Origin of the sequence: Deinococcus deserti VCD115 (assembly GCF_000020685.1) — a bacterium.
Classification (GTDB): Bacteria; Deinococcota; Deinococci; order Deinococcales; family Deinococcaceae; genus Deinococcus; species Deinococcus deserti.
Window position 1 is genome coordinate 1,001,755 of the sequence record NC_012526.1, and the last position, 25,759, is coordinate 1,027,513.

27 protein-coding genes are annotated in these 25,759 nt (G+C 64.9%); 9 read left to right on the forward strand and 18 right to left on the reverse strand.

Annotated features, from left to right (window positions below; translation table 11 throughout):
* Window positions 1–2 precede the first annotated feature (2 nt).
* From DEIDE_RS04740 to DEIDE_RS04755, 4 genes are all read left to right on the forward strand, one after another.
* Window positions 3–2,564, forward strand: a complete 2,562-nt coding sequence (locus DEIDE_RS04740; protein ID WP_338032129.1) for a BamA/OMP85 family outer membrane protein — start codon at window positions 3–5, stop codon at window positions 2,562–2,564.
* A 195-nt stretch (window positions 2,565–2,759) separates the two neighbouring features.
* Window positions 2,760–4,310, forward strand: coding sequence for an Rqc2 family fibronectin-binding protein (locus DEIDE_RS04745; RefSeq protein WP_012692812.1), 1,551 nt, complete (start codon window positions 2,760–2,762; stop codon window positions 4,308–4,310).
* A 65-nt stretch (window positions 4,311–4,375) separates the two neighbouring features.
* Window positions 4,376–4,738, forward strand: a complete 363-nt coding sequence (panD, locus tag DEIDE_RS04750) for an aspartate 1-decarboxylase (RefSeq protein ID WP_012692813.1) — start codon at window positions 4,376–4,378, stop codon at window positions 4,736–4,738.
* Window positions 4,739–4,847: 109 nt separating this feature from the next.
* Window positions 4,848–6,209 (forward strand): HD-GYP domain-containing protein, encoded by a 1,362-nt coding sequence (locus DEIDE_RS04755; RefSeq protein ID WP_242402956.1) that lies wholly within the window; start codon window positions 4,848–4,850, stop codon window positions 6,207–6,209.
* Between the two features lie 133 nt (window positions 6,210–6,342).
* Here the strand turns inward: DEIDE_RS04755 and DEIDE_RS04760 are convergent, their stop codons facing one another.
* The 17 genes from DEIDE_RS04760 to DEIDE_RS04835 form a co-directional block, all read right to left on the reverse strand.
* Window positions 6,343–7,245 (reverse strand): carbohydrate kinase family protein, encoded by a 903-nt coding sequence (locus DEIDE_RS04760; RefSeq protein ID WP_012692815.1) that lies wholly within the window; start codon window positions 7,243–7,245, stop codon window positions 6,343–6,345.
* Window positions 7,246–7,285: 40 nt separating this feature from the next.
* The gene (locus DEIDE_RS04765; RefSeq protein ID WP_012692816.1) at window positions 7,286–7,792 is read right to left on the reverse strand and encodes a GNAT family N-acetyltransferase; all 507 of its coding nucleotides are present in this window, start codon (window positions 7,790–7,792) and stop codon (window positions 7,286–7,288) included.
* A gap of 14 nt (window positions 7,793–7,806) precedes the next feature.
* On the reverse strand, window positions 7,807–8,418 hold the full coding sequence (locus DEIDE_RS04770; RefSeq protein ID WP_012692817.1) for a Rieske (2Fe-2S) protein: 612 nt from the start codon (window positions 8,416–8,418) through the stop codon (window positions 7,807–7,809).
* The gene (locus DEIDE_RS04775; RefSeq protein WP_012692818.1) at window positions 8,415–9,458 is read right to left on the reverse strand and encodes a c-type cytochrome; all 1,044 of its coding nucleotides are present in this window, start codon (window positions 9,456–9,458) and stop codon (window positions 8,415–8,417) included. The genes DEIDE_RS04770 and DEIDE_RS04775 overlap by 4 nt, the downstream gene beginning before the upstream one ends.
* A complete protein-coding gene (locus DEIDE_RS04780) occupies window positions 9,455–9,952 on the reverse strand; it encodes a cytochrome c-type biogenesis protein (RefSeq protein ID WP_012692819.1) in 498 nt (165 codons plus the stop codon). The genes DEIDE_RS04775 and DEIDE_RS04780 overlap by 4 nt, the downstream gene beginning before the upstream one ends.
* Window positions 9,949–10,527 (reverse strand): TlpA family protein disulfide reductase, encoded by a 579-nt coding sequence (locus tag DEIDE_RS04785; RefSeq protein ID WP_012692820.1) that lies wholly within the window; start codon window positions 10,525–10,527, stop codon window positions 9,949–9,951. The genes DEIDE_RS04780 and DEIDE_RS04785 overlap by 4 nt, the downstream gene beginning before the upstream one ends.
* Before the next feature lie 53 nt (window positions 10,528–10,580).
* Entirely contained in the window at window positions 10,581–12,557 is a 1,977-nt protein-coding gene (locus DEIDE_RS04790; protein WP_012692821.1) for a heme lyase CcmF/NrfE family subunit, read from the reverse strand.
* A gap of 25 nt (window positions 12,558–12,582) precedes the next feature.
* A complete protein-coding gene (gene ccmE, locus DEIDE_RS04795) occupies window positions 12,583–13,059 on the reverse strand; it encodes a cytochrome c maturation protein CcmE (RefSeq protein ID WP_012692822.1) in 477 nt (158 codons plus the stop codon).
* A complete protein-coding gene (gene ccmD / locus DEIDE_RS18370; protein ID WP_083764226.1) occupies window positions 13,056–13,190 on the reverse strand; it encodes a heme exporter protein CcmD in 135 nt (44 codons plus the stop codon). Before ccmD ends, ccmE begins: the two co-directional genes overlap by 4 nt.
* The gene (ccsA, locus tag DEIDE_RS04800; RefSeq protein WP_012692823.1) at window positions 13,183–13,893 is read right to left on the reverse strand and encodes a cytochrome c biogenesis protein CcsA; all 711 of its coding nucleotides are present in this window, start codon (window positions 13,891–13,893) and stop codon (window positions 13,183–13,185) included. Before ccsA ends, ccmD begins: the two co-directional genes overlap by 8 nt.
* Window positions 13,894–13,991: 98 nt before the next feature.
* Window positions 13,992–14,726 (reverse strand): heme exporter protein CcmB, encoded by a 735-nt coding sequence (locus tag DEIDE_RS04805; protein WP_012692824.1) that lies wholly within the window; start codon window positions 14,724–14,726, stop codon window positions 13,992–13,994.
* Entirely contained in the window at window positions 14,723–15,373 is a 651-nt protein-coding gene (locus DEIDE_RS04810; RefSeq protein WP_012692825.1) for an ABC transporter ATP-binding protein, read from the reverse strand. The genes DEIDE_RS04805 and DEIDE_RS04810 overlap by 4 nt, the downstream gene beginning before the upstream one ends.
* The gene (locus DEIDE_RS04815) at window positions 15,370–16,050 is read right to left on the reverse strand and encodes a cytochrome c biogenesis CcdA family protein (protein WP_012692826.1); all 681 of its coding nucleotides are present in this window, start codon (window positions 16,048–16,050) and stop codon (window positions 15,370–15,372) included. Before DEIDE_RS04815 ends, DEIDE_RS04810 begins: the two co-directional genes overlap by 4 nt.
* A gap of 71 nt (window positions 16,051–16,121) precedes the next feature.
* Entirely contained in the window at window positions 16,122–16,517 is a 396-nt protein-coding gene (locus DEIDE_RS04820) for a hypothetical protein (protein ID WP_012692827.1), read from the reverse strand.
* A 111-nt stretch (window positions 16,518–16,628) separates the two neighbouring features.
* Window positions 16,629–19,040 (reverse strand): transglycosylase domain-containing protein, encoded by a 2,412-nt coding sequence (locus DEIDE_RS04825; RefSeq protein ID WP_012692828.1) that lies wholly within the window; start codon window positions 19,038–19,040, stop codon window positions 16,629–16,631.
* 52 nt (window positions 19,041–19,092) lie between these two features.
* Window positions 19,093–19,479 carry a response regulator gene (locus DEIDE_RS04830; protein WP_012692829.1) on the reverse strand — a complete coding sequence of 129 codons (387 nt, stop codon included), beginning with the start codon at window positions 19,477–19,479 and terminating at the stop codon, window positions 19,093–19,095.
* 141 nt (window positions 19,480–19,620) lie between these two features.
* Window positions 19,621–21,324 (reverse strand): long-chain-fatty-acid--CoA ligase, encoded by a 1,704-nt coding sequence (locus tag DEIDE_RS04835; protein WP_012692830.1) that lies wholly within the window; start codon window positions 21,322–21,324, stop codon window positions 19,621–19,623.
* A 241-nt stretch (window positions 21,325–21,565) separates the two neighbouring features.
* Between DEIDE_RS04835 and DEIDE_RS04840 the strand changes: the two genes are divergently transcribed.
* The 4 genes from DEIDE_RS04840 (at window position 21,566) to DEIDE_RS04855 (ending at window position 23,583) form a co-directional block, all read left to right on the forward strand.
* On the forward strand, window positions 21,566–22,468 hold the full coding sequence (locus DEIDE_RS04840) for a ribokinase (RefSeq protein ID WP_012692831.1): 903 nt from the start codon (window positions 21,566–21,568) through the stop codon (window positions 22,466–22,468).
* A 74-nt stretch (window positions 22,469–22,542) separates the two neighbouring features.
* A complete protein-coding gene (locus DEIDE_RS04845) occupies window positions 22,543–23,037 on the forward strand; it encodes a DUF1999 domain-containing protein (RefSeq protein WP_041227422.1) in 495 nt (164 codons plus the stop codon).
* Between the two features lie 7 nt (window positions 23,038–23,044).
* Window positions 23,045–23,260, forward strand: coding sequence for a hypothetical protein (locus DEIDE_RS04850; RefSeq protein ID WP_041227105.1), 216 nt, complete (start codon window positions 23,045–23,047; stop codon window positions 23,258–23,260).
* A gap of 2 nt (window positions 23,261–23,262) precedes the next feature.
* Window positions 23,263–23,583, forward strand: coding sequence for a DUF503 domain-containing protein (locus tag DEIDE_RS04855; protein WP_012692834.1), 321 nt, complete (start codon window positions 23,263–23,265; stop codon window positions 23,581–23,583).
* Between the two features lie 167 nt (window positions 23,584–23,750).
* Here DEIDE_RS04855 and lepB read toward each other — a convergent pair whose 3' ends face one another.
* Window positions 23,751–24,545, reverse strand: coding sequence for a signal peptidase I (gene lepB / locus DEIDE_RS04860; protein ID WP_041227107.1), 795 nt, complete (start codon window positions 24,543–24,545; stop codon window positions 23,751–23,753).
* Window positions 24,546–24,940: 395 nt separating this feature from the next.
* On the opposite strand from lepB, the gene DEIDE_RS04865 reads away from it, so the two are divergent.
* Window positions 24,941–25,693 (forward strand): serine/threonine-protein kinase, encoded by a 753-nt coding sequence (locus tag DEIDE_RS04865; protein WP_012692836.1) that lies wholly within the window; start codon window positions 24,941–24,943, stop codon window positions 25,691–25,693.
* The last annotated feature ends 66 nt before the right edge of the window (window positions 25,694–25,759 follow it).

The window sequence follows — 25,759 nt, forward strand, 5'->3', positions numbered from 1 at the left end:
CCATGACCCTTGCTGTAACCGTCTTGATGGCTGCGCCCGCTGTGGCCCAGACGGCCGGAACTGTGCAGGACATCACCATCGTCGGTACCAGTGAGTTGCTCGCCAACTTCCTGCGGGCCACCCTGACCGTTCAGCAAGGCGCCCCTCTGTCCAGTGTCAATGTCCGGCAGGTGGAGCAGGAAGTTATTGCCAGCGGATACTTCAAGACGGCTGTGGCTGAACTGCGCACCGTTGGTGGCCGGGACGTCCTGGTCGTGACGGTGACCCCCAACCCCACCATTTCCAGGGTGGAGGCAAGCGGCCTGACCTTCCTGCCTGCAGAAGGCTTCAAGAAATCGATCGGTGAGCTGCTGAACGTCGCTCCGGGCGCCACGCTGAATACCCAGCGCATCGAGCAGGCCAAAGAAGCTCTGGCACAGAACTACCAGTCCGAGGGCTACCCCTTCCAGCCCAGCATCAGCAGTGAGGTCAAGACCAACCCGGACGGCACTGTTACCATAAATTTCGTGGTCGATGAGGCCGCCAAGATCAGCCGCGTGGAAGTCAGCGGTGTGACCCTGCTGCCGCAGAGCACAGTCACGGGAATTTTCAAGCCGCTGTACGACGCCAGGAAGTTCACGCCGGAGGCCTTCTTTCAGGCCGTCGAGGCGCTGCAGCAGGCCTACAACGCCGCCGGTATCCTGCAGGCGGGGGTAGACAGCCGCAACACAACGCTGGAAAACGGTGTCCTGAAAGTTCGCGTGATCGAGGGCAAAGTTGCAGACATCGACCTCAGCGATCTGGGGAGCCCCCAGCCCACGGTGACGCTGCAGACCCAGCTGGGCCAGCCACTGAATCTCGAGCGCCTGCGTGCCGATGTGCGCACGCTGTCCAACCAGACCGGCAAGCCGGTGGGCTTTGCGATTCAGCCCAACCCTCAGGACCCTTCTCGGGTCACGGTGCTGTTCGGCGCCGCTGACATCGCCACGGGTCCTGTACGCAGCATCAACGTGCGCGGCAACACCCTGGTGCCCACCGCCACGCTGCTCGCGGCAGTCAAGACCAAGGTGGGAGACACCTACAGCCCTCAGCTGGCGCAGGATGACTTCCTTGCCCTTCGCGATGCCTACCGCAAGGCTGGCTATGAAATCAGCACCCGCGACGCCATCACCTTCCAGGAAGGCGCCCTGACCTTCAATGTCCGCGAAGTCAAACTGGTCGGCTACGAGCTGCAGTGGCAGGGCAAGCACTCTACCCGCGACCGCGTGATTCTGAGGGAACTGCCTGCTCCTGGCGGCGCCTACAATCAGAAGACCATTCAGGAGGCGCTGGGCCGCATCGGCCGACTGGGCTTCGTGCGTCCGGTGGGCGCTACGGTCAGGAGTGATCCCAAGAATCCCGAGAACGTCACCTATGTCCTTACCCTGGCCGAAACCTCCAGCGGCATTCCGGTCAACCTGGCCCTGTCATACGACAGTCTGGCCGGCGGCCTGGGCGGCGAGGCCGGCTACAGCAACCCCAACGTGTTCGGTCTGGGCCACAACTTCAGCCTCAATGCCGGGGCACAGCAGAACGAAGCCCGGCAGAACTTCGTGGGCAATGCCAGCTACACCATTCCCTGGCTGGATCTGGATTTCCTGGATTTCCGCAAGACGCCCACCAGCCTGAGCTTCAATGTGGGCAGCAACGTCGCCGGAAATAACCCGGTGGTGCAGCCCGGCAACACCAAAGACACCGATCCGGCCAACGACAAGGCTTCCGACACCGGCTACGACTACACCGTGCGAACCACCGGCTTCAGTGTCAACGCCGGGCGTAACCTGTCGCAGTACCTGCGCGCCAGTGTGGGCGTCGGGGTGTCTCAGCGGACCTACTTCCTGGAGCCGGTTCAGAAGGCGGACAAGCCTGCCGAGGGGGTCACCCCCGAGGCGGCAGCCACACTGGTGCCCGACCAGTCACTGACCACCAACCTGACAGGCAGCCTCAACTACGACAGCACCGACAGCGGAGAATTTCCTACCCGTGGCATACGCGCCGGACTGAGCTCCACCTACTCCTTTGGCCGCAGCGGTGAGACGCCCCTGGGCTGGACCGACGTGCAGAGCGGTGCGAGCACCTACTACGGCTTCGGCCGCATCACGGAAAAATCTGCGGGCGCCACCAGCCGTCAGCAGGTCTTCGCGGTTCGCGCCAACGCTGGCACCACCTTCGGCAACTTCCCCGAAGGCACCGGTTACGCGGTGGGCGGCGGCAGCAGCCCTCTGGCAGCCCGTCAGATCCGCGGTCTGGCCGACGGTGAACTGTTCGGCACCAACTACTTCACCACCAGTGCCGAATACCGGTACGACTTCGGGCTGAATGTCGGGGTGGCGCAGGGTCTGTACGGCGTCGTGTTTGCAGACGCAGGCAGTGCCTGGGGGACCACCAATAACCCCAACTTTGACCTGAAGTACGGTGTGGGAGCCGGAGTGCAGCTTGATCTGGGCTTTGGCGGTGCACGCCTGCCCAGCCTGCGCTTTGACTACGGCTTCAGCCCCCAGAACGGTACCGGGAAGTTCTACTTCCGTCTGGGCAACTTCTGGTAAACGCCTGACCCGAGTCCGGCCTTGTACGGCGCGTCTTCCTGCGGGAAGGCGCGCCGCTTTGCGGTTGTCCTAACGTGCGGGGTTGATCGTGTCACGACGACCGGGTCACCCGCAGCGCCGCTGTACCTGCTGGAGCCCGCGCTAGCATGCCCGGATGACTGCCTCTGACTTTCGCTTCGTTTCCGGAGGCCCCGCATGGAAGGACTGATGCTTGACCGGGTTCTACGCGACCTGCAGCCTCACCTGCCGGCCCGGACCCTGGGCTGGGCCTTCCCGGACGAAACGACGGCCGCCCTGCTGATTGAGGGCCTGGGCAACCTGGTGCTGTCTTACCGTCCGCCGCAGCCGGTGCTGTTCGTTTCGCGTGAGCGCCTGAGGGGCGATCCGCGCAGCCCCTTTCAGCGCTATCTGGCCGCGCGGGTTCGCGGGGACCTCACGGTCGTCAGCCAGCTCAAGCTCGACCGGGTGGTGGTCCTGCACTTTTCCGGCGAAAGCGGATTTGTGGATCAGGCGCCCACCCGGATCGTTTTCGAGGTCACGGGCCGCAACGCCAACGTGCTGGTGCTTGAGGATGGCGAGGGCTTCAACGGGCGCATCGTGATGGCTGCGCGCGAGATTACCGGGAGCCGAAACCGCTTCCGCACCATCCGCACGGGCGGTCAGTACAGTCCGCCGCCGCCGTACGAGAAGCTCGACCCGCGCACCATAAGCGAGGCCGAGGCCCGGGAACTGTCGGGCCTGCCGCTGGGCCGCTGGCGTGAGCGGGTTGATGGACTGGGGCCACTCCTGAGTGCTGAACTGGCGCGGCGGGCGGGCCTTCCGTTTTCAGCGGCACCAGAGGAGGCCTGGCCACAGGCGCTGGCAGCCCTGCGGGACCTTGTGGCTGACCCTACCGTCAGTGAAGGCGTCATGCACGGCGGCGCCCGCGAGGCCGCACGCACAGAGAAGGCCGAAGCTCTGCGCAAGGCCCTGCGCGAACCATTGGAAAAGCGGGTAACACTGCTCACCAACCAGCTCAATGACGTGACCCGCGCTGAGGAGGGGCTGGAGGCCGCTGCCCAGGACCGGGAGGAGGCGGATCTGCTGATGGCGTACGCCCACACCATTGAGCCCGGCAGCAGCGTGGCTGTGCTGCCCTCCTTTGACGGCAGCGGTGAGCGGCCGGTCAGTCTGGAGCCGCAGCTCAGCGCAGTTCAGAACGCCGAGAAGCGCTACACCCGGGCCCGGCGCCGTGAGGAGGTCTACGAGCGCCTGGCCGAACGCGAGCCGGTGCTGCGTGCCGAGCTCGCCGAGGCTCACGCCCGCGTATCGCAGCTGGAACAGGCCGAGCTGGGTACCCTGGAGGCTCTGGCGGCGCAGCTGCAACAGGAACGCCCGGAGAAAAGCCAGTACGGCGCGCGCTTCACCACTCCCGGTGGGTTCGAGGTTCTGGTGGGCCGCAACAACAAGGAAAACGCCACGCTGACGCACCGGGTGGGCCGCTCGATGGACTACTGGTTTCATACCCAGGGGTACCCGGGCAGCCACGTGCTGGTGCGCACAGGGGGCCGTGAACTGCCCTTGCCGGACATCCTCTATGCCGCGCAGCTGGCTGCGGCGCACAGCAAGGCGCGCGGCAGCAGCAATGTGGCGGTGGATTACACCCGGATCAAGTTTGTCTGGCGCCCCAAGGGTGCGCCGGCTGGACAGGTCCACTACACCGATCAGAAGACGGTCTGGGTGGATGGCGTGTCTCCGGAGGCCTGACAGAAGTCAGAGACCGTGCACTTATCTGCATGACTTCCGGGCGCAGCCGGGTACAATGCTGCGTTGTGGAACGCATCATGTTCAGGGCCAAGATTCACCGCGCAACCGTGACCCAGGCGGACCTGGATTACGTCGGCAGTGTGACCATCGACCAGGACCTGCTGGATGCCGCTGACATCCTGGTAAATGAAAAGGTCGATATCTGGAACATCACCAATGGCAACCGGCTGCATACCTATGCGCTGAGCGGCCCACGCGGCAGCGGTGTGATCGGCATCAACGGCGCCGCAGCTCACCTGATGCGACCTGGCGACATGGTGATCATCGCCGCGTTCGGAAACTTTACCGAGGAAGAAGCCCGTGTGCTGGAGCCCAAAGTGGTGCTGGTGGACGCCAGGAACCGGTTGCTGGAACTGGAGCCGGCCTGACCAGTCCTCCCCCAGACTCTCAGACTTGACTGCAAAGGTTCAGACGCACGCGAAAGTTCGCACCCGGTAGGGGAGGACACGAAGCGGCTCCGGCTGATACCATTGTGGAATGTGGCAAATTTCACCCTTGCCCACCAGCCTGGCGCTGATGGGGGCTGGCCTTCTGGTGGTCGGAGCCCTGACCCGCAGCGCTCCGCTGATGGCAGGGGCAGCCCTGGTGATGGCCATGGCCGCGCCCCTGGAGGCGCCGGTCAAGCGTCTGGCAGTATTGTCAGCCTATCCGGTCGCCTTCTTCCTGAGCTTGACCTGGCACGGGGTGGCCCTTGGAGTTGCGGACCTGCTGGGCGCTCTCCTGGTCAGCGGTGGGGTTGGTGTTCTGGTCCTGGGGCGGCAGCAGGCGGCCAAAGAAGACCGCTGGCAGCAGCGGGTCGTCACTGCGCTGCATAAGGGCAGCCAGCGCCTCCCCGCAGCCCGGGACTCTATGGGCATCATCCGGGCGGGGCTGGATACGCTGGATGTCCTGAAGATCGCGCCTCATCTGGCTTTCGTGGCTTACCGGGAAGGTACCCCCATGATTCTGGCGGGGCGAGGAGCATACGGCGCGGTAGTGGATACACCTGTTCATTCATTCCGCGACGGGTCGGCCGGCCACAGTGTACAGACTGATCTGCTCGTTGCGGAACACGCAGCCGCGCTGCTGCGGCCTCAGGCCGCCCGGCATACCCATATGGCACCCGTCCACGGTCATGCAGGAATACATCTGGGCCTGCTGCTGCTGAGCCGTTCAGAAGACCTGCCATTTACCCCGGAGGAAAAGAATGCCGTGCAGGCGTTTGCCCGGTTGCTGGGCGGGCAGCTTGGGCAGTGGCAGGCCATCTCTGATCTGTATGAAGCCAACGACCAGACGCTGCGTGCTCTGGGATCAGCTCTGGAACTGCGGGATGACAACACGGGCGGCCACACCAACCGGGTGGTAAGTCTTGCGGTTCGTCTGGCGCGTCATCTGGGCTGGAACGAGCGCCAGATCCACGCGTTGCGCTGCGGTGCCTATCTGCATGATCTGGGAAAAATCGCCATTCCAGACGATATTCTGCATAAGGCCGGTACGCTGAGTGAAGAGGAGCGTCGGGTGATCCAGACGCACGCGACCCGTGGACACGACATGCTTCAAAACCTGCAGTTTCTGCCGGCTGAGACGCTGGACCTGGTGCGCTATCACCATGAGCGCTGGGATGGCAAAGGTTACCCGGCCGGCCTTCGGGGCCATCAGATTCCTGAGGGGGCACGGCTGTTCAGCATTATTGATGTTTACGACGCCCTGACGCACGCCCGTCCTTACAAGGCCGCCTGGTCCTGCGAAAGAGCCGCGCAGGAACTCCGTGAGCAGGCGGGCCGGCAGTTTGACCCGTTTTTTGTCGATGCCTTTCTGGAGCTGATGGTCGAACAGGACGAGGCTCAGCTGGTCAGCTGACCTGGTACAGGGCTCCGAAGGCCTCTGGCAGGCGGCTGCTTTCAACCGTGCCGAGGCAATGATGATCAGGGAATAGAGATGGCAGGAGCAGTCCGGATTGGGGTCATGGCTCCCGCCGATGAGAGTGTCTCGTTCAGGAGCTCAGAATCTGCAGGTCGGCCCTTGTCGGCGCGTAGGCACCGGCGCGGGCACAGGCCGCGGCTGCGGTATTTAGAGCAAACTGCAGGTGTTCGGTCCATAAGGCCTGCGGGCGTTCCGTGGCGCTGACCAGCAGGCCAGCACACAGAGCGTCCCCAGCGCCGACCGTGTCGACCACCGGAACCCTGACAGCCGGAAGATCTGCCCGGCCTGCAGAGTGGTAAAGGGTGGCCCCTTCACTGCCACGAGTAATAACGATCGGGCAGCGGGCGTTCATGCCGCGCAGATCGCGCAGGGCGTCGGCCTCACTCAGCCCTGGAAAGAAGAATTGCAGGTCCTCGTCGCTCAGCTTGATCAGGCTGGCCTGACGCGCCACCCGTGCGAAGACAGCCGGGTAATCCGGGTGCCGGTGCGTGATGCGTGCGTTGGGATCAAAACTGACCTTGACGCCAGCCGCCACGGCCTTGTCCATAAGCGTCAGCAGGGTGTCGGCCAGGGGCCAGCGGCTCAGGCTGATTCCGCCCAGATGCAGCCAGCGTGCCTCGGCCATCCAGCCTTCAGGCAGCGCTGCCGGGTCGAAATGCAGGTCGGCGCTGTTTTCACCCAGAAAGCGGTAGGCCGGAGGCTGGAGGCTGTACACCACCGCCATCAGGGTGGGGGCGTCCACGCGCTGAAGAAAGCGCGAATCCAGCCCGGAGTCCACAGTAGAGGCGTACAGGTCCTCTCCGAAGTTGTCGCGGCCGATCGCACCTGCAAATGCGCTCGGGACCCCCAGCCGTGCGCAGGCGCGCGCCACGTTCCAGCCGGCTCCCCCCGGATGGGCAGTCCAGCTCTGGCCTCCGGCAGTAACCAGATCGGTAAGGGCCTCCCCGGCGCTGACAATGAGTGGCCATGTCATGGTGGCATGCATGGTAGCGCCTGGGCACACTCCGGAGGCCTCACCCATGGGCACCCGTCTGTACCGGCAGCTCATACAGCGACACCGCCCAGCTCTTGACGATCCGGTCGGCCACATGCTCAAAACCGATGGACTCGTACACGGCGCGCAGTTTGGGACGGTGGGTCGCGGTGTCCAGCCGCAGATAGGCACGCCTTCGGTCAGCGGCCTGTTGCGCGGCGCGCTGCAACAGCGTCCATGCCAGGCGCCGGCCCTGAACTTCGGGATGCACGGCCAGCTTGTGAAGGTAAAGGGCTTCACCCTCGGGGTCGTCTGGCCAGAACAGGGGGTCCTGGTCCAGCAGCACGTAGCACCCGACTGGCTGACCACCGTGCCACGCGACCTGCCAGCCTTCAGGCGGATAGTATTTCCCCAGGCGTTCGGGCGTCAGGCTCTGGGGCAGCCAGAGTTCCTCACCACGCGCCGTGCGGTCAACGGCACTGGCCATCAGGACACTGGACGCGGCCGCCACATCGCCGTGTGTGAAGGTCAGAGGAGACAGGAGCATGGCTCCAGTTTCACTCAGGTGCCAAGCTGAGGGGCAGGTTCGATGCCAGTGGCATAGATATCGTCGCCGCGCAGTTCCAGGCGCACCCGTGGCAGCGGCCCATTGGCTTTTCCGAAGACTGCGGCTCCGGCGCGCAGCGGATCGAACACGCTGTAGTGGCAGCGGCAGCCCAGTTGCGGATGCTGTTCCCCGCGTGGCGGCCGGTAATTAAATGCAAAGGCCAGCACTTCGGGGTCCCGTACCAGATTCACCGCGCAGCCCAGATGCGTGCACACCCGCGAGAAGGCGACCACATGCCTGCCTTCGGGGGCTTCAAGCCCGCCAGGAACCGCCTGCGGTACCCGCAGCAGAGTGCAGGGTCGCCCAGCATAGGAGAAATTGACGTCGGCCCAGTCCCGGGACAGCGCCGAAAGCGTTGCCACGCGCATGGCTGGCCCTGGCTGAAAACCGGGCTCACCGGCGCCGCGCTTGCCCAGCGTGACCTGTGAGGCGTACCAGCCCATAAACCCGAAGGCCCCCACCGTGCCGGCCACCGGGAGCATCCACCAGCGTTCCAGCACGGCCCGCCGGGTCAGCCGCTTTGCGCCGGCCGAAACCTGAGGTCCGGGGACTTCCGGCAGCTTCACTCACCTTCCTTCTGCCACCGCTGCATCAGGTCCAGCAGACCATTGAGCTGCGAGGCGCTCAGGTCGGGGAACGCGGGCATGGCGCCGCGTCCCTGCACGGTAATCTGCCGTAATTGCTCCCGACTGAGCGTACTGGCGCGCAGGCTGGGCCCCAGCCCCCCGGCGCCGGTTGGTCCATGGCAGGAGGCGCAACTGGCCGCGTAGGTGCGCAATGTGGGGTCCTGGGTGGTCTGGCGTGCGCGGATGGCAGTGATCATCTCGTCGGCGTCGCGGCCCTTGGGTTCCAAAGTGCGGTAGCGCTCCAGCGCTGCCAGGGCGTCTTCGTCCTGGCCGAAGCGCGCAAAGGCAAAACCCAGCAGCAGTTGCGACTCGGCTTCATCCGGAGCGAGCTGCGCGGCGGTACGAATCAGCAGCGCTGCCTGGTTGGCTTCCTCTGCGCTGAGCTCGCGTCCGGTACGCTCGCCCCCGGTCAGCAGCAGAATGCCCAGACGCCGCAGGGCCTCCGGCTGACGGGGATTTTGCTTCAGGGCATTGCCATAGGCGGTCAGGGCCTGGTCATAGGTACCGGAGTCAAAGGCCGCCTTGCCCCAGGCCATATACGCGGCGGCGCCTTGGGTGCGCTCGGCTTCCGCTTTCAGTCTGGGCAGGTTCAGTACCGCCAGCACGTCCTGGGCCTCGCCGGCGTCCAGCGACTTGAGCTGCCAGCGGGGAATGAACGTCACCGCGCCCGCCACCGTGAGCAGCCCAGCCAGCGCCACCCCCGTCAGGGCCATCCGGCGGGTTCCGGTGCTGCGTGTTCTGGGAGCCGGGGCCAGCGCGTCCAGTTCACGCAAGGCCAGTGCGGCACGCCGTTCGAGATCGGGGCGCCGGGTTTCGTCCTTCAGGGTGGCCAGTTCGTCGTACAGACGGTCGCGTTCGGCTTCAAGTGCGGCGCGTTGCAAAGCGTCCGGATCCGGCGCCGTGGCCGCGCGTAGCGGTGAGAGCATCAGCCCTCCGGCGATTACCACGATCAGGATCAGCAGAATGACGCTCAGGATCATGACTTGCTCTCCGTATCGCTTCCGGCAAGGCGCGCTGTGTCCCGCTGCACCTGGGCCAGGAAAGGATCAAAGGGTTCGGGCTCTGTCATGGGCGGCGCAGCCATGGTTGCCGGGGTGCGGCGGCGCAGCACGCGCCACAGCACAGCGCCGCCGGCGCCCAGGGCCAGCAACGGGGCACCCCACAACAGCACTCCAGCCCCTTCCTTTGGAGGATCAAGCAGGACAAAGTTTCCGTAACGGGCCACAAAATACTCGTACACGTCCCGGTCACTGCGTCCAGCGGCCACCTGTTCGCGAACCTCGCGCAGCATTTCGCGGCTGATGTCGTTGGTGGATTCGGTGATCGGCACTCCGGTGCAGATCGGGCAGCGCAGATTGGTCCCCAGGCGCTCGGCGCGCGCCTCCTGCGCCGGACTCAGCGCCGGCGGAGTCGCGGCGGCCAGAGTCAGCAGCAGAAAGGCCGGTACGGCCAGGCGGCGGACCAGGCATCTCACAGCCCCTTCACCCCGATTTTTTCCAGCCCGACGTTCAGCCGTGCACGGTCGAGCCCCCCACGGTCCACATGTTGAATCACTCCTTTGGCGTCAATAAAGACCGTCTCCGGAATGCCCGCCACGCCGTAGTTGATTGCGGTCCGGGCTTTCGGGTCCCGCAGGTTCGGATAGGCCAGCGCGTACTCCTGGATAAAGGTGCGCGCCGCGTCCTCACGAGGCTCCTGAAACAGCACCCCGACAACCGCCAGACCGGTGCCCGGTGCCTGCCGGGCGCTCAGGTCGCGGAACAGCGGCGCCTCCTCCCGGCACGGCACACACCATGAGGCCCAGAAGTTCACCACCACGGGCCGACCTTTCAGGGAAGAGAGGCGCAGTTCGGGGCCGTCCAGGCTCTGCAGGATGAAATCCGGCGCTGTCTTGCCGACCAGGGGCCCGCCAGTCGTGGCGTCGTCGGCAGGCCGGAAGAGCGCCACCCCCAGGACGCCTACCAGCCCCGCTGCGATCAGCGGGGGCAGCAGGCGTTTCCAGGCCGGCACAGGAGCAGAGTTGGTAGAGGATGCAGCAGGTTGAGTCATGTCAGGAAATCCTTGGAGACCAGGCAGCCGGAGCACACGGCGCCCAGCAGGGGTCAGTCACTTGCAGGGGCCATGACGGCCGGCACCCGGCGAAGCGCTGCGCGAGGTGGAGTTACCAGGGTCAGCGCCGCCCCCGCGCAGATGATGAGCGTGCCCCACCAGATCCAGGACACCAGCGGGCTCTGGATCAGGCGCACGCTGGCCCACTTCCCGGCCGGGTCCACGCTGGTCATGACCAGATAGGTGTCGCCCAGCAGGCCGTAGCGCACCGCCGGGGCAGGAAAGGGTGTGCTGCCGGACTGGGTGTAGGTGTTCATCCGGGTCTCGAAGGGCCGGCCATCAATCGTCACATGAGCCACCCGGGAGTGACCAAAGCCCCGGTCCACGACGTCGACCCGGTGCAGTTCCAGCCGCTCGCGCAGCAGGGTCACGGGAGCGCCCAGGTTCAGGGTGACCTGCGCGTCGCGGCGGTAGGCGGTGCTGAAGGCCAGGCCCAGCGCCATCACCAGCAGGCCAATATGGGCTAGGTAGGCGCCGTAGCGGCGGGGCTGGGCGCGCAGGGTGCCCAGCAGACTGCCGCTCTGGCGCGCAGCCCGGGCAGTCAGCAGGCTCAGGCCAACCAGGTTGTACGCACTGAGCGCCACGGTGAGCAGCACTCCCCAGCCCCGCACTCCCAGCCCAAAGGCCAGCACCGCCGCGCCCAGTCCCGCCAGCAGCAGCGGACGCAAGGCGCGGGCCAGCGTCTGACCCTCAGCGCGGCGCCAGGGCAGCAGCGGCCCCACGCCCATCAGCAGCAGCAGCCCCAGGCCCAGCGGGATGGCAAAGGCGTTGTAGAAGGCCGGGCCTACGCTGGTGTCGCGCCGGCCCTGTGCGAACTCTATGAAGGTCGGAAACAGGGTACCCAGCAGCACCATGAAAGCGAAGACCAGAAACAGCCAGTTGCCAGCCAGGAACGCTCCCTCACGGCTCAGCGCCGCCGGGGGCTCGCCCTCGTCACGCAGGTGCGGGGCCCGCCAGGCTGCCAGTCCTATGCCGGAAATCAGCAGAAACGCCAGAAACCCCAGGAACACCGGACCCACCGGACCACCGGCAAAGGCGTGCACGCTCTGCACGATGCCGCTGCGGTTCAGGAAGGTTCCCAGCACCGTGCTCGCGTAGGCCAGCACGATCAGCCACACGTTCCAGGACCGCAGCAGGCCGCGCCGTTCCTGAATCTGAATGGAATGCAGGAACGCGGTGGTCAGCAGCCAGGGAATCAGGGAAGCGTTCTCGACCGGGTCCCAGGCCCAGTAGCCGCCCCATCCCAGCGTTTCGTAGCTCCACCAGCCGCCGGCGACGATGGCCGCCGTCAGGAAGGCCCAGGCCACCAGCGTCCAGCGGCGAGTGACCACCACCCAGTGGTCGGACAGGCGGCCTGTGATCAGTGCTGCCACCGCGTAGGCGAACGGCACGCTCAGCCCGACGAACCCCAGGTACAGCAGTACCGGGTGCACGGCCATCATCCAGTGGTTCTGCAGCGCCGGGTTGGGGCCTCGGCCGTCAGAGAGCACCGCCGCCACCGGCGTAAAGGGGGACGCTACCGTGGCGCACACGCCCACGAAGAACAGCAGGCTGGCAAACATGGCCCCAAGGGCCCACGGGCGCAGGGCGTCCCGGCGCAGGGTCAGGCTCAGGATGAAGGTAAAGCCCGCAAGCAGCCAGGCCCACAGCAGAATGCTGCCCTCCAGGGCTCCCCACAGGCTGGTGATTTTCACCCAGGTAGGGGAGGCGCGCATGGAATGCTCGGCGACGTAGCGCACCGTAAAGTCGTCACGCAGCAGCCCGACCATCAGAACCAGACTGGACAGACTCAGCAGGGCAAACACCGCCCAGGTTGCTCTGCGCGCAGCTTCGGTGGCGCGTGCATCGCCATGCCGGCCCCCAACCGCCGAGAGCCACAGGCCCGCCAGGGTAAACGCCAGCGCCGCGAGCAGCGCCAGCTGACCCAGCGCCCCCAGCGGACTCGCGGAAAAGGAAATCAGGTTCAGCATCTCACCAGCTCCCGGCATGGCTGTCTCACTCGGACTGCTCAAGCAGGTCCCGGAGCTCGGCCTGCGTTTTGGGCACGTCGTACTGCTCGCTGTGCTTCACGATCAGCTCGCGGGCCTGGAACGTCTGGCCCTCAAATTCTCCGCGCACGACCACGCCCTGGTTCTCCTTGAACAGGTCACTCACGGCCCCGCGGTAGCGGACAGGGAAGCTGGCACCGCCGTCAGTAACGGTAAAGCTCAGTTCCAGGCTCTGCGGGTTGTATTTCACGGCCTTGACCAGTCCGCCAATACGCACCGGGCGGCCCTTGAGCTGCGCAGCCTGCTGCTGATATTCCGTGGGCGTAACGAAGTACTCCAGGCTCTTGTTAAGGTTCCCGAAGGCGATAAAGCCGGCCAGCCCCAGCAGGGCCGTGATGCCCAGCACGGTCGGCAGCGGATTGCGTTTGCGCCGCCGCGCCTCGGACAGCGGCGCGGGAGAAGAGCCGGAGTCTGGTCGGGTCATGACTGCCTCTCTCCTTCAGAACCCTCATTGCGCATGCTCTTCAGGCGCCACCAGATCCAGAGCAGGTAGCCCACCAGCAGCGCCAACGTCACGGTGTACACAATCACTACGTAAGCCGAGTACTTATCCACGTGCGCCCTCCAGGCCCCGCAGGTCTTCCATCAGTTCGCGTTCCTCGCGCGCGTCCTCGTGGGCAGCCAGAATGCCGCGCACCCGCAGCAGATACACGTACAGCAGGGTAAATGCCACTGTGGCCACCAGCAGCACCCAGCCGTACACCGGAGCAGCCTCAAAGCTCACCTTGCCCAGCAGGCGCAGGGTCTGGGTCTGGTGCACGCCGCGCCACCATTCCACCGCCATATAGTTCACCGGCACATACAGCGTGCCTACAATGCCAATCACGGCAGAAACTCGCGCCCGGCGGTCGGGGTCGTCAATCAGGGTGCGGATCAGCAGGTAGCCTCCGTAGACCACCAGACTGAGCGCGGTGGTGGTCAGCCGGGCGTCCCAGACCCAGTACGTGCCCCAGGTCGGCTTGGCCCACAGCATGCCACCCAGAATCGTTGCCAGCGTGAACAGCACCCCGATCTCGGCACTGGCCATCGCCAGCCGGTCCCAGCGGCGCTGACGGCGCACCAGGTACAGCAGTCCGAACAGACCAGTGCCGCCGTAGGCCAGGTAGCTCAGCCACGCCGAAGGCACATGAACAAACATCAGCCGCACCAGCGAGCCCTGGTTCACGTCCAGCGGAGCCTGGAGGCCCAGAGCCACAGCCACCAGCAGGGCCAGCAGCGTGGCGCCGCCCAGCAGCGTTGTCGTGAGGTCTTTTCTCATTACGCTCCCTATTCTGCCCCGCGCACTCGCGCCGGGCCGTGAATACCTGCACCATGCCGCCTGGACGAACTGCGGACAAGTGCGACTGTCCCCGGAAACTACCCTTCCAGCGCGTAGGGAAACAGCAGTGTGGCCAGGATGACCGTGCCCAGATCAAAGGCGGCGAGAAACACCAGCCAGCTGGTCACCTCAGGGGTCCACCCGGCCGCGATAAGGGTCGTGGTGGCCTTGACCGTGGCGATCACCACGGGGACCAGAATCGGAAAGGCCAGGGCAGGCAGCAGCGCCTCACGCGCGCGCAGGCTGACCGTGATGCTGCCGTAAAAGGTGGTGCCGGCCGCGAAGCCCAGCACACCCAACAGCGTCGTCAGGGCCAGGGCCACCCACGGCAGCGTCCGCCCCGCTCCTGCGGCGCCAAACAGCACCAGTCCTGCCGGCAGCGTGAACGCCGCGACCAGCAGCAGCGGTCCCAGCAGGCCCAGCAGTTTGCCCAGATACAGCGCGCCGTGAGGCCCCGGGTACAGGGTCAGCTGCTCCAGGGCGCCGGCTTCCTGCTCCAGGGCAAAAGCACGCTGGGCCCCTACCGCTGCGGACAGCGCCAGGGCGGTCCAGACGGCGCCGGCAGCGGTTCCTGCCGTCTCTTCGAGGCCCCGCCCGACGTTGCCTCCCAGCGCCAGCCCCAGCACCAGCAGCACCAGCCCCGCAAAGAACGCCGTGGCCAGCAGGGTGTCTCGGGTACGCCCAGCCACGCGCAGGTCCTTGGCTGCCACGGCCAGCAGACCGGGCCACCCTGCTGGCCGCCGCCCGGTGTCGTGGGGTACGGTGCGGTTCATGCCTCGACCAGCTGGCCATTGCCCAGGACCAGGGTCCGTGGGGCAATCTGGCGGGCCAGTGCCGGTTCATGCGCGGCAATCACCAGAGTCACACCACTTCCTCTCAGCTCACCCAACAGGTCCTGTACCAGGGCTCGTCCGGCGTCATCCAGATTGGCAAACGGCTCATCCACCAGGGTGAGGGGACGCCGCAGCAGATGGGCGCGCGACAGCGCCAGCCGCTTGCGCATACCCGCTGAGAGAAACCGGCCACGGCGGGCCGCCACCTTTTCAAGCCCCACCCGCTGCAGCGCTCCCAGAACGTTGCCCGTCTGTCCGTGCATCCGCAGGGCAAATTCCAGATTCTCGGTGCAGGTCAGGTCCGGATACAGCCCTGCGTCTACCGGCATCAGGTGAACGAAGTCGCGGACCGCACGGCTGTCACGCAGGTCGAAATCCATGATGCGCCCCTCTCCGCGTGTGGGCCGGAGCCCCGAGGCCAGCAGGCGCAGCAGGGTGGTCTTGCCCGCGCCGTTCTCGCCCAGCAGCGTCACCCCCTCACCAACCGCCACGTCCAGCGTGACGCCGCGCAGGATGACTTCCCGGCCGAGGCGCAGCCACACGTCGCGCAGCTGCAGGGCGTACGGTGAGGAAAAGGGCCGGCTCAAATACGCATCCAGTCCGGCATGATAGTAAAGAAGAACGACGCCAGACGCGTAAATTCTCCGCTGAGCATCAGCAGCCCCATAGCCACGAGCACCACACCTCCCACCTTCTCGAACACCGGGGAGTAGCGGTTCAGGCGCCGCAGGTTCAGCCGGTGCCACAGCAGGGCCGCCAGCAGAAATGGCACTGCCAGCCCCAGCGTGTAAGCCGCCAGCAGCACCACGCCGCTGCTGAGACTGGCGCTGCTGGCGGCCAGACCCAGGATGCTGCCCAGCGCCGGTCCCAGGCAGGGGCTCCAGCCGAAGGCGAAAGCAGCGCCCAGGGCCACTGGGCTGTAGCTGCCTGCGCCTGCCAGGGCGCGGGTGTCACGCATCAGCAGGGGCACCCGGATCAGGCCCAGCATCACCAGGCCAAAAAAGACGATCAGACCGCCGGCCACCTGTCCCAGCAGAATTTTGTGAGGAGCCAGGACCGAGCCTAACGTGCTGGCTGTGGCCCCCAGAGCGATAAACACCAGTCCGAAGCCCGCGATAAATCCGAGCGCTCTGGCCAGGGGTGCCCGGGTCCCACCGATGGCACCCAGATAACTGGGCACCAGCGGAAGCACACACGGGCTGAGAAACGACACCAGCCCTGCCAGAAAAGCCACGGTCAGCGTCGGAGCGCCTGTGGACATCATGGGGCGAGTCTAGCGGCTGGTCCTGATCTGCGCCGGGGCGCGCGTCCCCTTTCCCCTTGGCTGGGTCGGAGTTAGTCCATCAGGCCCAGATCGCCGGTGAAAGTGCCTTCCCACGCGTTCAGGATGCGCTCACCCTGCACAAGCAGTACGGTGGGATAGGCCCCTACCTTCAATGCCCGTGCAAAGGCTGTGGCGTCCGGTCCGCTCCAGGCCTTCAGACCTCCTGGGGCAGGGGAGGTGATGTTCTCGGCATTGACTGCCCGCACCGGCAGACCGCTGGCCAGCACCGCCGACCAGAGGTCACCCAGGTCACCACAGTCGTGGCTGTACACCACCACGACTTCCCGCCCGGCCGAGGTCCAGGGGTGGGTGGGAAGCGTGTCGCCCAGCCGGACCCGGGCGTCGGCGTGTGAGACCCCCAGGGCCAGCAGCAGCGAGAGCAGTGGAGCGCGTTTCATGGACCGCATGATGCGCCCTGATGTGCCCAGGATGTATGACCAACATGTGAGAGCCCCCTTCCGGGCGTCCGCCTGTCGGACCAGGCAGCTTACGGAAAGGGGCAGCAGAGTCCGTCAGGCTCAGGGAGTACTGGGTTTGCTCTGTGGCGCCGGGGCATCCGCAGGTTCGTTGCTCAGGGGGGTGGTTTTTGCTTCGGGGGCGCCGCCCTCATTGCGCGCTGCTTTCAGGGCGTCAGGGTCCGGCTGCTCGTCGGCCAGCGGCTTGGGCGCCTCCTCAGGGGCGTAGGCCGGCAGCTCCTCCACATAGATCCGCCGCTCGACCACGTTCTGCGGCGGCGTGAACTCGGTGGCCAGCCGGTTGGTGGTGCGGTCCAGACTGATCAGCACCGTTCGGGGGTCAGTGTTCACCTGGGTGTAGGAGGTCTCGCGGTAGATCGTGGGCGCTGGTGCCTGCGCCTCGGTGGCGGTGTCGGCGGCGTCGCGGTAGCGCGGGTCCAGGAAGGCCATCTTGACCCCTGGCAGGTAGCCCGGGTCCGGGGCATCATCAAATACGATTCCAGGAGGAGGCGTGAACTGCGTCACGCTTCGTCCGGTATGAGCAATTTCCATCATCCGCCGCCAGATCGGAGCGTTGACCACTCCGGAGTAGTAGTTCACCGGCATCTCGCCGCCCTTCTGTTTGCCGACCCACACCGCGCCCGTGTACAGCGGCGTGGTGCCCACGAACCAGAAGTCCTTGGGACCATTGCTGGTTCCGGTCTTGCCGGCCACCGGCCAGTCGCCGAACTTCGCCTGGCTGGCCAGACCACCCTGTGCGGGGGTCAGGTCATTGACCACTCCCTCGATCATGTTCAGTCCCAGGTAGGCCACCTGGGGCGACCACACCCGCACGGGACGCAGAGGATCATTGGCGGCGTCGTACAGCACCTCTCCGCGGGCGTTGGTCACACGCGTGATGTACCGGGGAGGCCGGTAGCTGCCCCCATTGACGAACGGGGCGTAGGCGGCTGCCATCTTGATCGGGGTGGTCTCTACCGCGCCCAGTGCTGCCGCCAGCCCGGTGCCGTCGTTCGGCGGAATGCCCAGCTGACGGATCTTGGCAAACAGGGTTTCGAGGCCAATGCGGTCAGCCAGCCGGACCGTCACCAGGTTCAGGGAACGGTCCAGTGCCTCGCGGATGGTCATGTTGCGGTAGGTGGTGGCCCCTTCAAAGTTCTGGGGCTCGTACACTCCGTTCTTGCAGCCTACAGGGCACGGGAAGGATACCGGGCGGTCCTCCTCGCGGTGGTCCTGGCGCAGCCCGGTGGAAAGGGCCGTGGTGTAGAGGAGCGGTTTGATGGTCGAGCCGATCTGCCGCTGGCCCTGCGCGGCATTGTTCCAGTCGTCTGGCGGCTGCGTGCCATTGAGCTTCTGTCCGACCATGCCCAGCACCTCACCTGTGTAGGGATCGATGATGGTCGCGGCCAGCGTGGCGCCGGGCGGCAGGCCACGTGCCTCGCGGCTGGCCGTTTCCACGGCATTCTGCAGCTTGGGGTCCAGGGTGGTGTACACCCGCAGGCCACCGGAGCCGTACACCACATCCTGCCCGAAGTGCCGGACCAGTTCCTGCTCCACCTGCCTGACAAAGTGTGGCGCGCGGGTCGAGGTCACGGCCTTGAGCTCCTTGGCCGAGGGATCCACAAGTTTGGCGCTGCTGACGTTGCCTGCCGCGTCGTAGGTGATCTGCCAGCCGCGCGGCTGGAGTTTTTCCTGCCACGCGGCGTCCGCCTGAGCCTGGGTAATCCACTTGTCTTCCACCATGCGGGCCAGCAGGATTTTCATGATGGGCCGCACTGTTTTGTAATCGAAGTAGCGCCCGGCACGGGGCACCAGCGCGGTCAGGTAGGCGCTCTGTGCCAGGGTCAGCGCCTTGGGCGTGGTCCGGAAGTAGGCCTGTGCCGCCGAGTAGATGCCGTACAGTTCCACCGGGCCGCCGTCACCCCAATAAATAGTATTGAGATAGTTCTGTAGAATCTCTGCTTTGGTAAACGAGCGCTCGATCTGAACGCTGAGCATCCATTCCTTGAGCTTGCGGTCGGGCGTTCTGGCCTGGTTGTACTCCTCCAGCAGCAGGGTGTTCTTGACCAGCTGGTTGGTCAGCGTCGAGCCGCCCTGCACGTTCTCGCCCTGCGAAAGCCGGCGGAACTGCCGGAGCAGGCCGTACGGGTCGAGCCCATAGTGCTCGAAGAAGCGCCGGTCCTCGTTGCTGATCAGCGCCGAGATCATAAATGGGCTGATCTCATCGAGTGTGACCAGCGTGCGGCTGATGGCCTGCTCTCCGATTTTGGGAATCAGGCTGCCCAGCGGCGTGTTATCGCGGGCATAGACCCTGGTCTCCGCACCCAGCGAGCGGGTCAGGTTGTCGAGCTGCCGGTAGTCCGGGAGTTCCCGGGCCCATTTTCCGGCGTACGCGGCGGCAACTCCCATTCCTGCGACCAGCGCAGCCAGCAGGAAAGAAGTCAGGAATTTCAGAAAACGCACCAGGAAAATCATGCGGCAATCTCCGTTCTGGATGGAATGTTGTGGTCAGGGCTCAGCGTGGTCATCAGTAGCGCCGCGCCGCGATCAGCTGTGTTATGCGTCCTCGCAGGTTCTTGCCGGACAGCGGTTTGTACACCACATCGTCCGCGCCGACCATTCGGGCATGGTCCCGGGTATGATCGTCGTCAAAAGCCGTCAGCAGTAGCACCGGGGTGTTTTTGAGCCTGGAGATTCGCTTGACCCGCGAGCAGATCTCGAAGCCGTCCATGTGTGGGAGTTTGATGTCCAGCAGCATGGCATCCGGAGTGTTGTCCCTCAGGTACTCCAGCGCAGCCCGACCGTCGTTCGCCGTGACAATCCGGTGCCCGTCTGCCGACAGAATGACCTCCAGCATGGTCAGGATGGCAGGTTCATCGTCTACGACGAGAATGGTGTACGGCATATCTCCCATGATAAAGCAGCAGCCTGTTTGCGCATGGTGACCCGGCTGAGAGTAGAGCCAGACCTAGCATCCGGCACAAACTCTGCGGTCGGGAAAGCAGCAAGTCCCCGGCACTGAGGCCAGGGACAAACCAGTTTTAAGCTTCTGGGTTCAGACCGTGCGTGCTTCACAGGCTTCGCTGGCCAGCTGCCGGCGCAGGATCTTCCCGACTGCAGTCTTTGGCAGTTCCGAGCGGAACTCCACGCTGCGCGGCACCTTGTAGGCACTGAGCTCGGTGCGGCAGTGCGCGATCACGTCCGCCTCCGTGGCCTGCTGACCAGGCTTGAGCACCACCACAGCATGCACGCTCTCGCCACGGTAGGTATCTGGAACGCCCACGGCTGCCGCTTCCAGCACAGCCGGATGCTTCATCAGCACTTCCTCGACCTCACGCGGATAGATGTTGAAGCCGCCGGCGATGATCAGTTCCTTCTTGCGGTCCACGATGCGGAAATAGCCGTCCTCGTCCATGACCGCCATGTCGCCGGTCAGCAGCCAAGTGCGTCCGTAAGCCTCACGCATGGTCTTGGCGGTCTCCTCGGGCTTCTGCCAGTAGCCCAGCATGACCTGTGGGCCGGCAACCCAGAGCTCTCCAATCTCGCCGGGGGCCACCGGCTGCTCCTGGTTGTTCATCACCAGGGCGTCCACGCCCGGCAGCGGCAATCCGATGCTGCCCTCGTGCTGTTCGCCAAAAATCGGGTTGACGTGGGTCACCGGACTGGTTTCGGTCAGACCATAGCCCTCAACCAGATTGGCACCCCCGGTAATTTCCCGAAACCTGCGCGCCGTTTCAGCCATCAGTGGAGCGCTGCCGCTGATACAGGCGCGGATGGACGTCAACTTGAACCGGGGGGTGTCGGGATGGTTGTTGATGGCGTTATACAGGGTGGGAACGCCGGGAAACAGCGTCGCGCCGCTGGCCTGGATCTGCGCGAGCACCATGGGAATGTCACGCGGGTTTGGCACCAGCACGATGGTCGCTCCGATCAGCACGCTGAGGTTCATGGCCACCGTCATGCCGTACACGTGGAAAAACGGAATGGCCGCGAGCGTGATCTCCTGGCCTTCTTTGAGATCGCTCATCCAGGCGCGGGACTGCTCGCTGTTGGCGATCAGATTGCGGTGAGTCAGCATGGCGCCCTTGGGCACGCCGGTGGTTCCTCCGGTGTACTGCAGCAGGGCGAGGTCCTGTGAGCGCAGGGCCACTGGCTGCGGGCGCGGGGCCTGACGGCCCAGCAGGGCCTTGTACCCATGCACCGTGCCGCCTGCCTTGACATTGACCCAGGTGCCGTCCTTGCGGGCCTTGATGGGATACAGGATGTTCTTGGGAAACGGCAGGGCGTCCTGAATCCCGGTCACGATCACGCGTTTGACGCTGACGTTGCCGGCAATTTCCTGGTAACGCGGGAAAAAGGCGTCCAGCATGACCAGTGTTTCACTGCTGCTGTCCCGGAGCTGGTGCTGCAGCTCGTTCGGGGTATACAGCGGACTGGTGTTGACAGCCACGGCACCTGCCAGCAGCGTTCCATAGAAGGCGACCACGAATTGCGGGCAATTGGGCAGCATAATCGCTACCCGCTCCCCGGGCCTGACACCCAGAGACTGCAGGGCGCTGGCAAAACGCAGGGCGTCTTGCAGCAGCTGTCGGTAGGTGGTCTTTGCTCCCAGAAATTCCAGGGCCACCCGGTCCGGAAACTGGCTGGCGGCGCGCTCCAGCACCTGTGGCAGCGTGCGGTCGCTGGGCGTGAAGTCATGCGGAACGCCTGCTTCGTAGTGTGAAAGCCAGGGCCGGTCTAAAGGAAGAGTTGGGGTCATATCACTCCTGAAAAAGGGAGAGGAAGGCCGCGAATCTGGCGTCAAACCATCAGCACGGCGGTGAAGACTCGATGAAATTGAACTTAGTATAAGCTAATTTGGTCCGGGTTCAACCGGCTTTTCATGCGCAACTGTTTTTTCCTGCAGATGGCTGCGCCTGTCAGACTTGGCCTATGGTGCTTGAGCTTCAATCCGGCCGCCTAGAGCAGAGCCTCGGTGTGATTTCGTCAGGAGGAATCCGGTGAGTCTGCTGGTTGTGGGGAGTATCAATGTAGATATCACTGTGCGGGCCGAGCGCATTCCGGCTCCCGGCGAGACCGTACTGGGTCAGGACGCCCAGCTGTCCCCCGGAGGAAAGGGCGCCAATCAGGCTGTGGCGGCAGCGCTGGCCGGTGCTGCTGTGCAGATGGTCGGCGCAGTCGGCCAGGACGCCTTTCAGGATGTGGCCCTGGCTGGTCTCAGACGCAGCGGGGTGGACCTGGGCAGAGTGCAGCTTTTCAACGCGCCTACAGGTCTTGCTCTTATTACGGTTGATCCAGCTGCGGAGAATGCCATCACAGTGGCCAGCGGTGCCAATGCCCTGCTGGGACCAGCCCACCTGCCTGAACGACTGGACGCCTTTACGCATCTGCTGCTGCAACAGGAGCTTGGACCGGAGGTAACGCTTGCGGCGGCGCGCCAGGGTCACGCAGACGGCCTGCACGTTGTGCTGAACGCGGCGCCTGCGCGAGGTGCAGACCTGGAACTGCTCCGCCATGTCCACCTTCTGGTTGTCAACGAACACGAACTGGCCGTGTTATGCGGGCGAGACCTGAAACCTGAAGCCGCCGAACTGGAAACTGCAGCCCGGACCCTGCTTGTCCGCGGACCAGATGCCGTGACGGTCACGCTGGGCGCGGCGGGTCACCTGACCGTGACAGCCAATGAAACACTGCGTTTCCCGGCGCATCCAGTGACCCCCGTGGACACCACCGGTGCAGGAGACACCTTCTGCGGGGTTCTCGCCGCCCGGCTGGATCACGGTGAAGGGCTGCGTGCGGCGCTGCGGGCAGCCGGGGTAGCAGCCAGTCTGGCCTGCACCCGTTCAGGAGCGCAGGATGCGATGCCGGACTGGGCAGAGATCCGGGCGCTGCTTGACGCCTGATCGTCCCAGGCGGAACCCTGTTTTCGCACCAGTTCGGAAAGCGGCCAGCAGCAGCCTGCTAGCCTGCCCGCATGATGCTTTACCGCACTTTTGGAGAGGCTGACCACGCCGCGCTTCAGGCGCTGGACCTTCGGGTGCAGCGGCACACCGATCCATCCTTTGACAGTCTGCCCGAACGCGAGCGGGAGGGCAGACTGCACACCAGCCTGCCAGCGCTGAAATTCTATGAACGCAGCGAGCATTCGTTCGTGGCGCAGGACCCGCAGGGCACCCTGCAGGGCTTTGTGTTTGCTCAGCCTGTGTGGCAGGGCGACCGGCCAGTGGTGCTGATGCGGACCCTGACCCTCTCGCCGGATGCACCGGCCGGGACCGCTGCGGGGCTGATGCACGCCGTGGTCAAAAGCGCCTACGACACTGCCGTCTATGAGCTTCATTATCCGTTGACCCCAGCGCTGCTGGATGCTGCGCAGCAGGAGGGAGCCAACGTGATCGGTCAGTATGCGGTGCAGCATCTGGGGAGCCGGAACGGCACTGCGCCAGGACAGCAACTCAGGCTTGGGGGCGCATAATATCCGGATGACAGCCAAAGCCACCCGCGTCTTGCTCGGGGTGCGCGGAATGAACCGCGAAGCCGGAGAAAAAGTAGCTGCTGCCCTACTGGCCATGCCTGGGGTATCGAGAGCCACGCCGGATGAGGCCCAGATCGAGGTGCACTACGACCCCTCCTGCCACACGGTGATGGATCTGGTACGCACCGTTCGGACGCAGGGCTTTCTCGCTGGGATGCTCTGAGCGTGGCACTGGGGTATGTCGGAGTTTTGACGGTCCGGGTAGAAATGCCCTGGGTCGGAAACCTGAAAGAGAAACGGGCGCTGGTGCGTCCGGTGGTCGAGCGCCTCAAGGCCCGCTATCCGCTGACCGTGGCCCGCCTCGATGGTCTGGATGCCCATGACTGGGAAGTGATCGGCGTGGCGACCCTGTCCAACGATTACGGCTGGGTCGAAGAGACCCTGCGCATGGCTGCTGACTTTATTGCCCGTGAGGGACAGTACCGGGTCGTCAGCGAGTCCACGGAAATTACCGTTCTTGGCGCCGAAGAAGAGTTCGAAGACTAAGACACAGCGCACCACAACCCCGTGTGCTGGAACTGGAGTGTCACGTAAAAGCGGGGCCGTCGGTCTAACGTGTGCCTCACCAGCAGGCAGGAGAGATCGTAAAAGAACAGCACATCAGGGAAGCCTGGGTCTGCTCCCCAGGCTTCCCTGCTGCGTTCCTATCGGCCTTACTTGGCGAGCTGTGTCTTAAGGTCCTGGAAAGCTTCGGGGCGGGTCAGCATGCGCAGGTTGAGCTTGTTCTCGCCGGTCAGGCTGGCAACGCGCTCGGCTGTGCAGTCGTACCGCGCATCGGTCTTGCGCATGATCGGCCAGACCACGGCGGCGGCACGTCCGGCAATATCCCGCTGCGGCACCGCACCGAACAGGCGCGAATCCTCGCTGCCGTTGGGGGTGCGGTTGTCCCCCATCACAAAGTAGCTGCCGGCGGGCACCGTGAACTCCGGCTGATCGGGCACCACTCCGTTGCGGCTGGAGGTGGCCTGCATGGCCAGGTCGCTCTGGTTGTCCCAGCAGCCCTGCTGGCGCCAGTAGTCGGTGGTCCAGCTCGAATCCAGCCGGACCCCGTTAACGGTGACCTCGCCGCCCGAGATCGCAATGCGGTCGCCGGGTAACCCGATCAGCCGCTTGATCAGAAAGGGACGGTAGGTCCACAGGCCCAGCGCACTACGGTTCAGATTGGGGATGCGCTCAGCAGCGGACCGAGGCGGCTTGAAAATCACGATGTCTCCGCGCTGGAAGTCGCCGACGCCGGCCTTGTGCAGCCAGGTCTCGTATTTGGGGACAAACACGCGTTCGCGGTCTCGCAGGTTAGGCATCATGCTGACGCCCTCGACACCGACCAGTGTGGCCACGAACTGCGTAATCACCACAGCAAAGACGATGGGTTCCAGAAAATCCTTCCACAGCTTTTGCATGGGCCCGTGCTTGCGGGGAGGAGGGGTGGCCGAGTCGAGTCTGGTCATGCATCGCAGAGCATAGCCCATGTGCCTCTATCCGCCGTGTCACAGGTGGCGCGGTAGCGCAGACAGATGGCCGGACATCTCGTGCGGAAGCGCTCCAGCCGGCGACTTCCGTACTCTTGCCCGACACGCAGCTGAACCTGTCGCCGAGCCAGGCGACGGTTTCAAAGTGGTAGTTCCATGTACGATGCCAGCCATCCGGACAAGCCCCAGCAGAAAGACTTCACATGGGAGTGCACTGGCTACTCGGGAAGGGCAGCCCACCGAGTCCAGCCGGCACAGGAGTCAGATGTCGGCCCCACTTGAGGCGCAATAAGTAAAACTGTGTAACACCGTTGGGGGCAGTTCTCACCCCTATGCCTTCCCGCAGGACCCCCATGTGAGGTAGCGTGAGGCGAATGCCAATCGCGGGACAAATGATAGAGGGGGGCCTAAGACTGGTCCGTCCTCTCGGGCGGGGGTCACACAGCCTGGTGTACTTTGCTGTAGACAGTGCCGGCCAGCCTCGTGTCGTAAAAATCTTCCCCGCACATCTGGCGGCCTTTGCCAACCGTGAGGAAGCTCATGCCAGCCGTCTGGACCATCCCCGTCTGGCGCGGGTGATCGGCCGCACAGAAGTTGATGGAAACCCCGCCCTGATCGGCACCCTTGCACGAGGCGAGGTGATGTTTACCCGTTATACCCAGAGGCCGGCGGCAGTCCATGAGCGCCGCGCCTTTCTGTTGACGCTGGCGCATGTCCTGGATGGACTGGCCTACCTGCATGAGAATGGGCTGGTTCACCGTGACATCAAGCCTGAAAACATACTGGTAGAGCCCGACGGCGGCGCCAAACTCGTTGATTTTGACCTGGCTGGACCGGCATTTGAACTGCTGGAGGTGCCCACCAGGTTTGGGACGGCAGCCTTTCAGAGCCCTGAAGCGTCACGCGGCGAGCCGTTGGGCCCAGAGAGCGATCTGTATGGGGTCGGGGTGCTCCTGGGCTGGGGCCTGCATGGCGCGCTGCCCGACCCTGAAGAGCCACTCCCACCGATCCAGGATCCCCTGGAGGGCCTCTACCTGAGCCTGATCCGCTTCGACCGTACCAGGCGGCCCAACGACGCGCTGTGGGCCCGCGAAGAGCTGCTGCGCCTCGCAGGCCTGCCGTACTGACCTGTCCCTGTGGTCGCTGCCGGGGAGGTACTGTACAAGGCCAGTACCTCCCCGGCAACACTATCG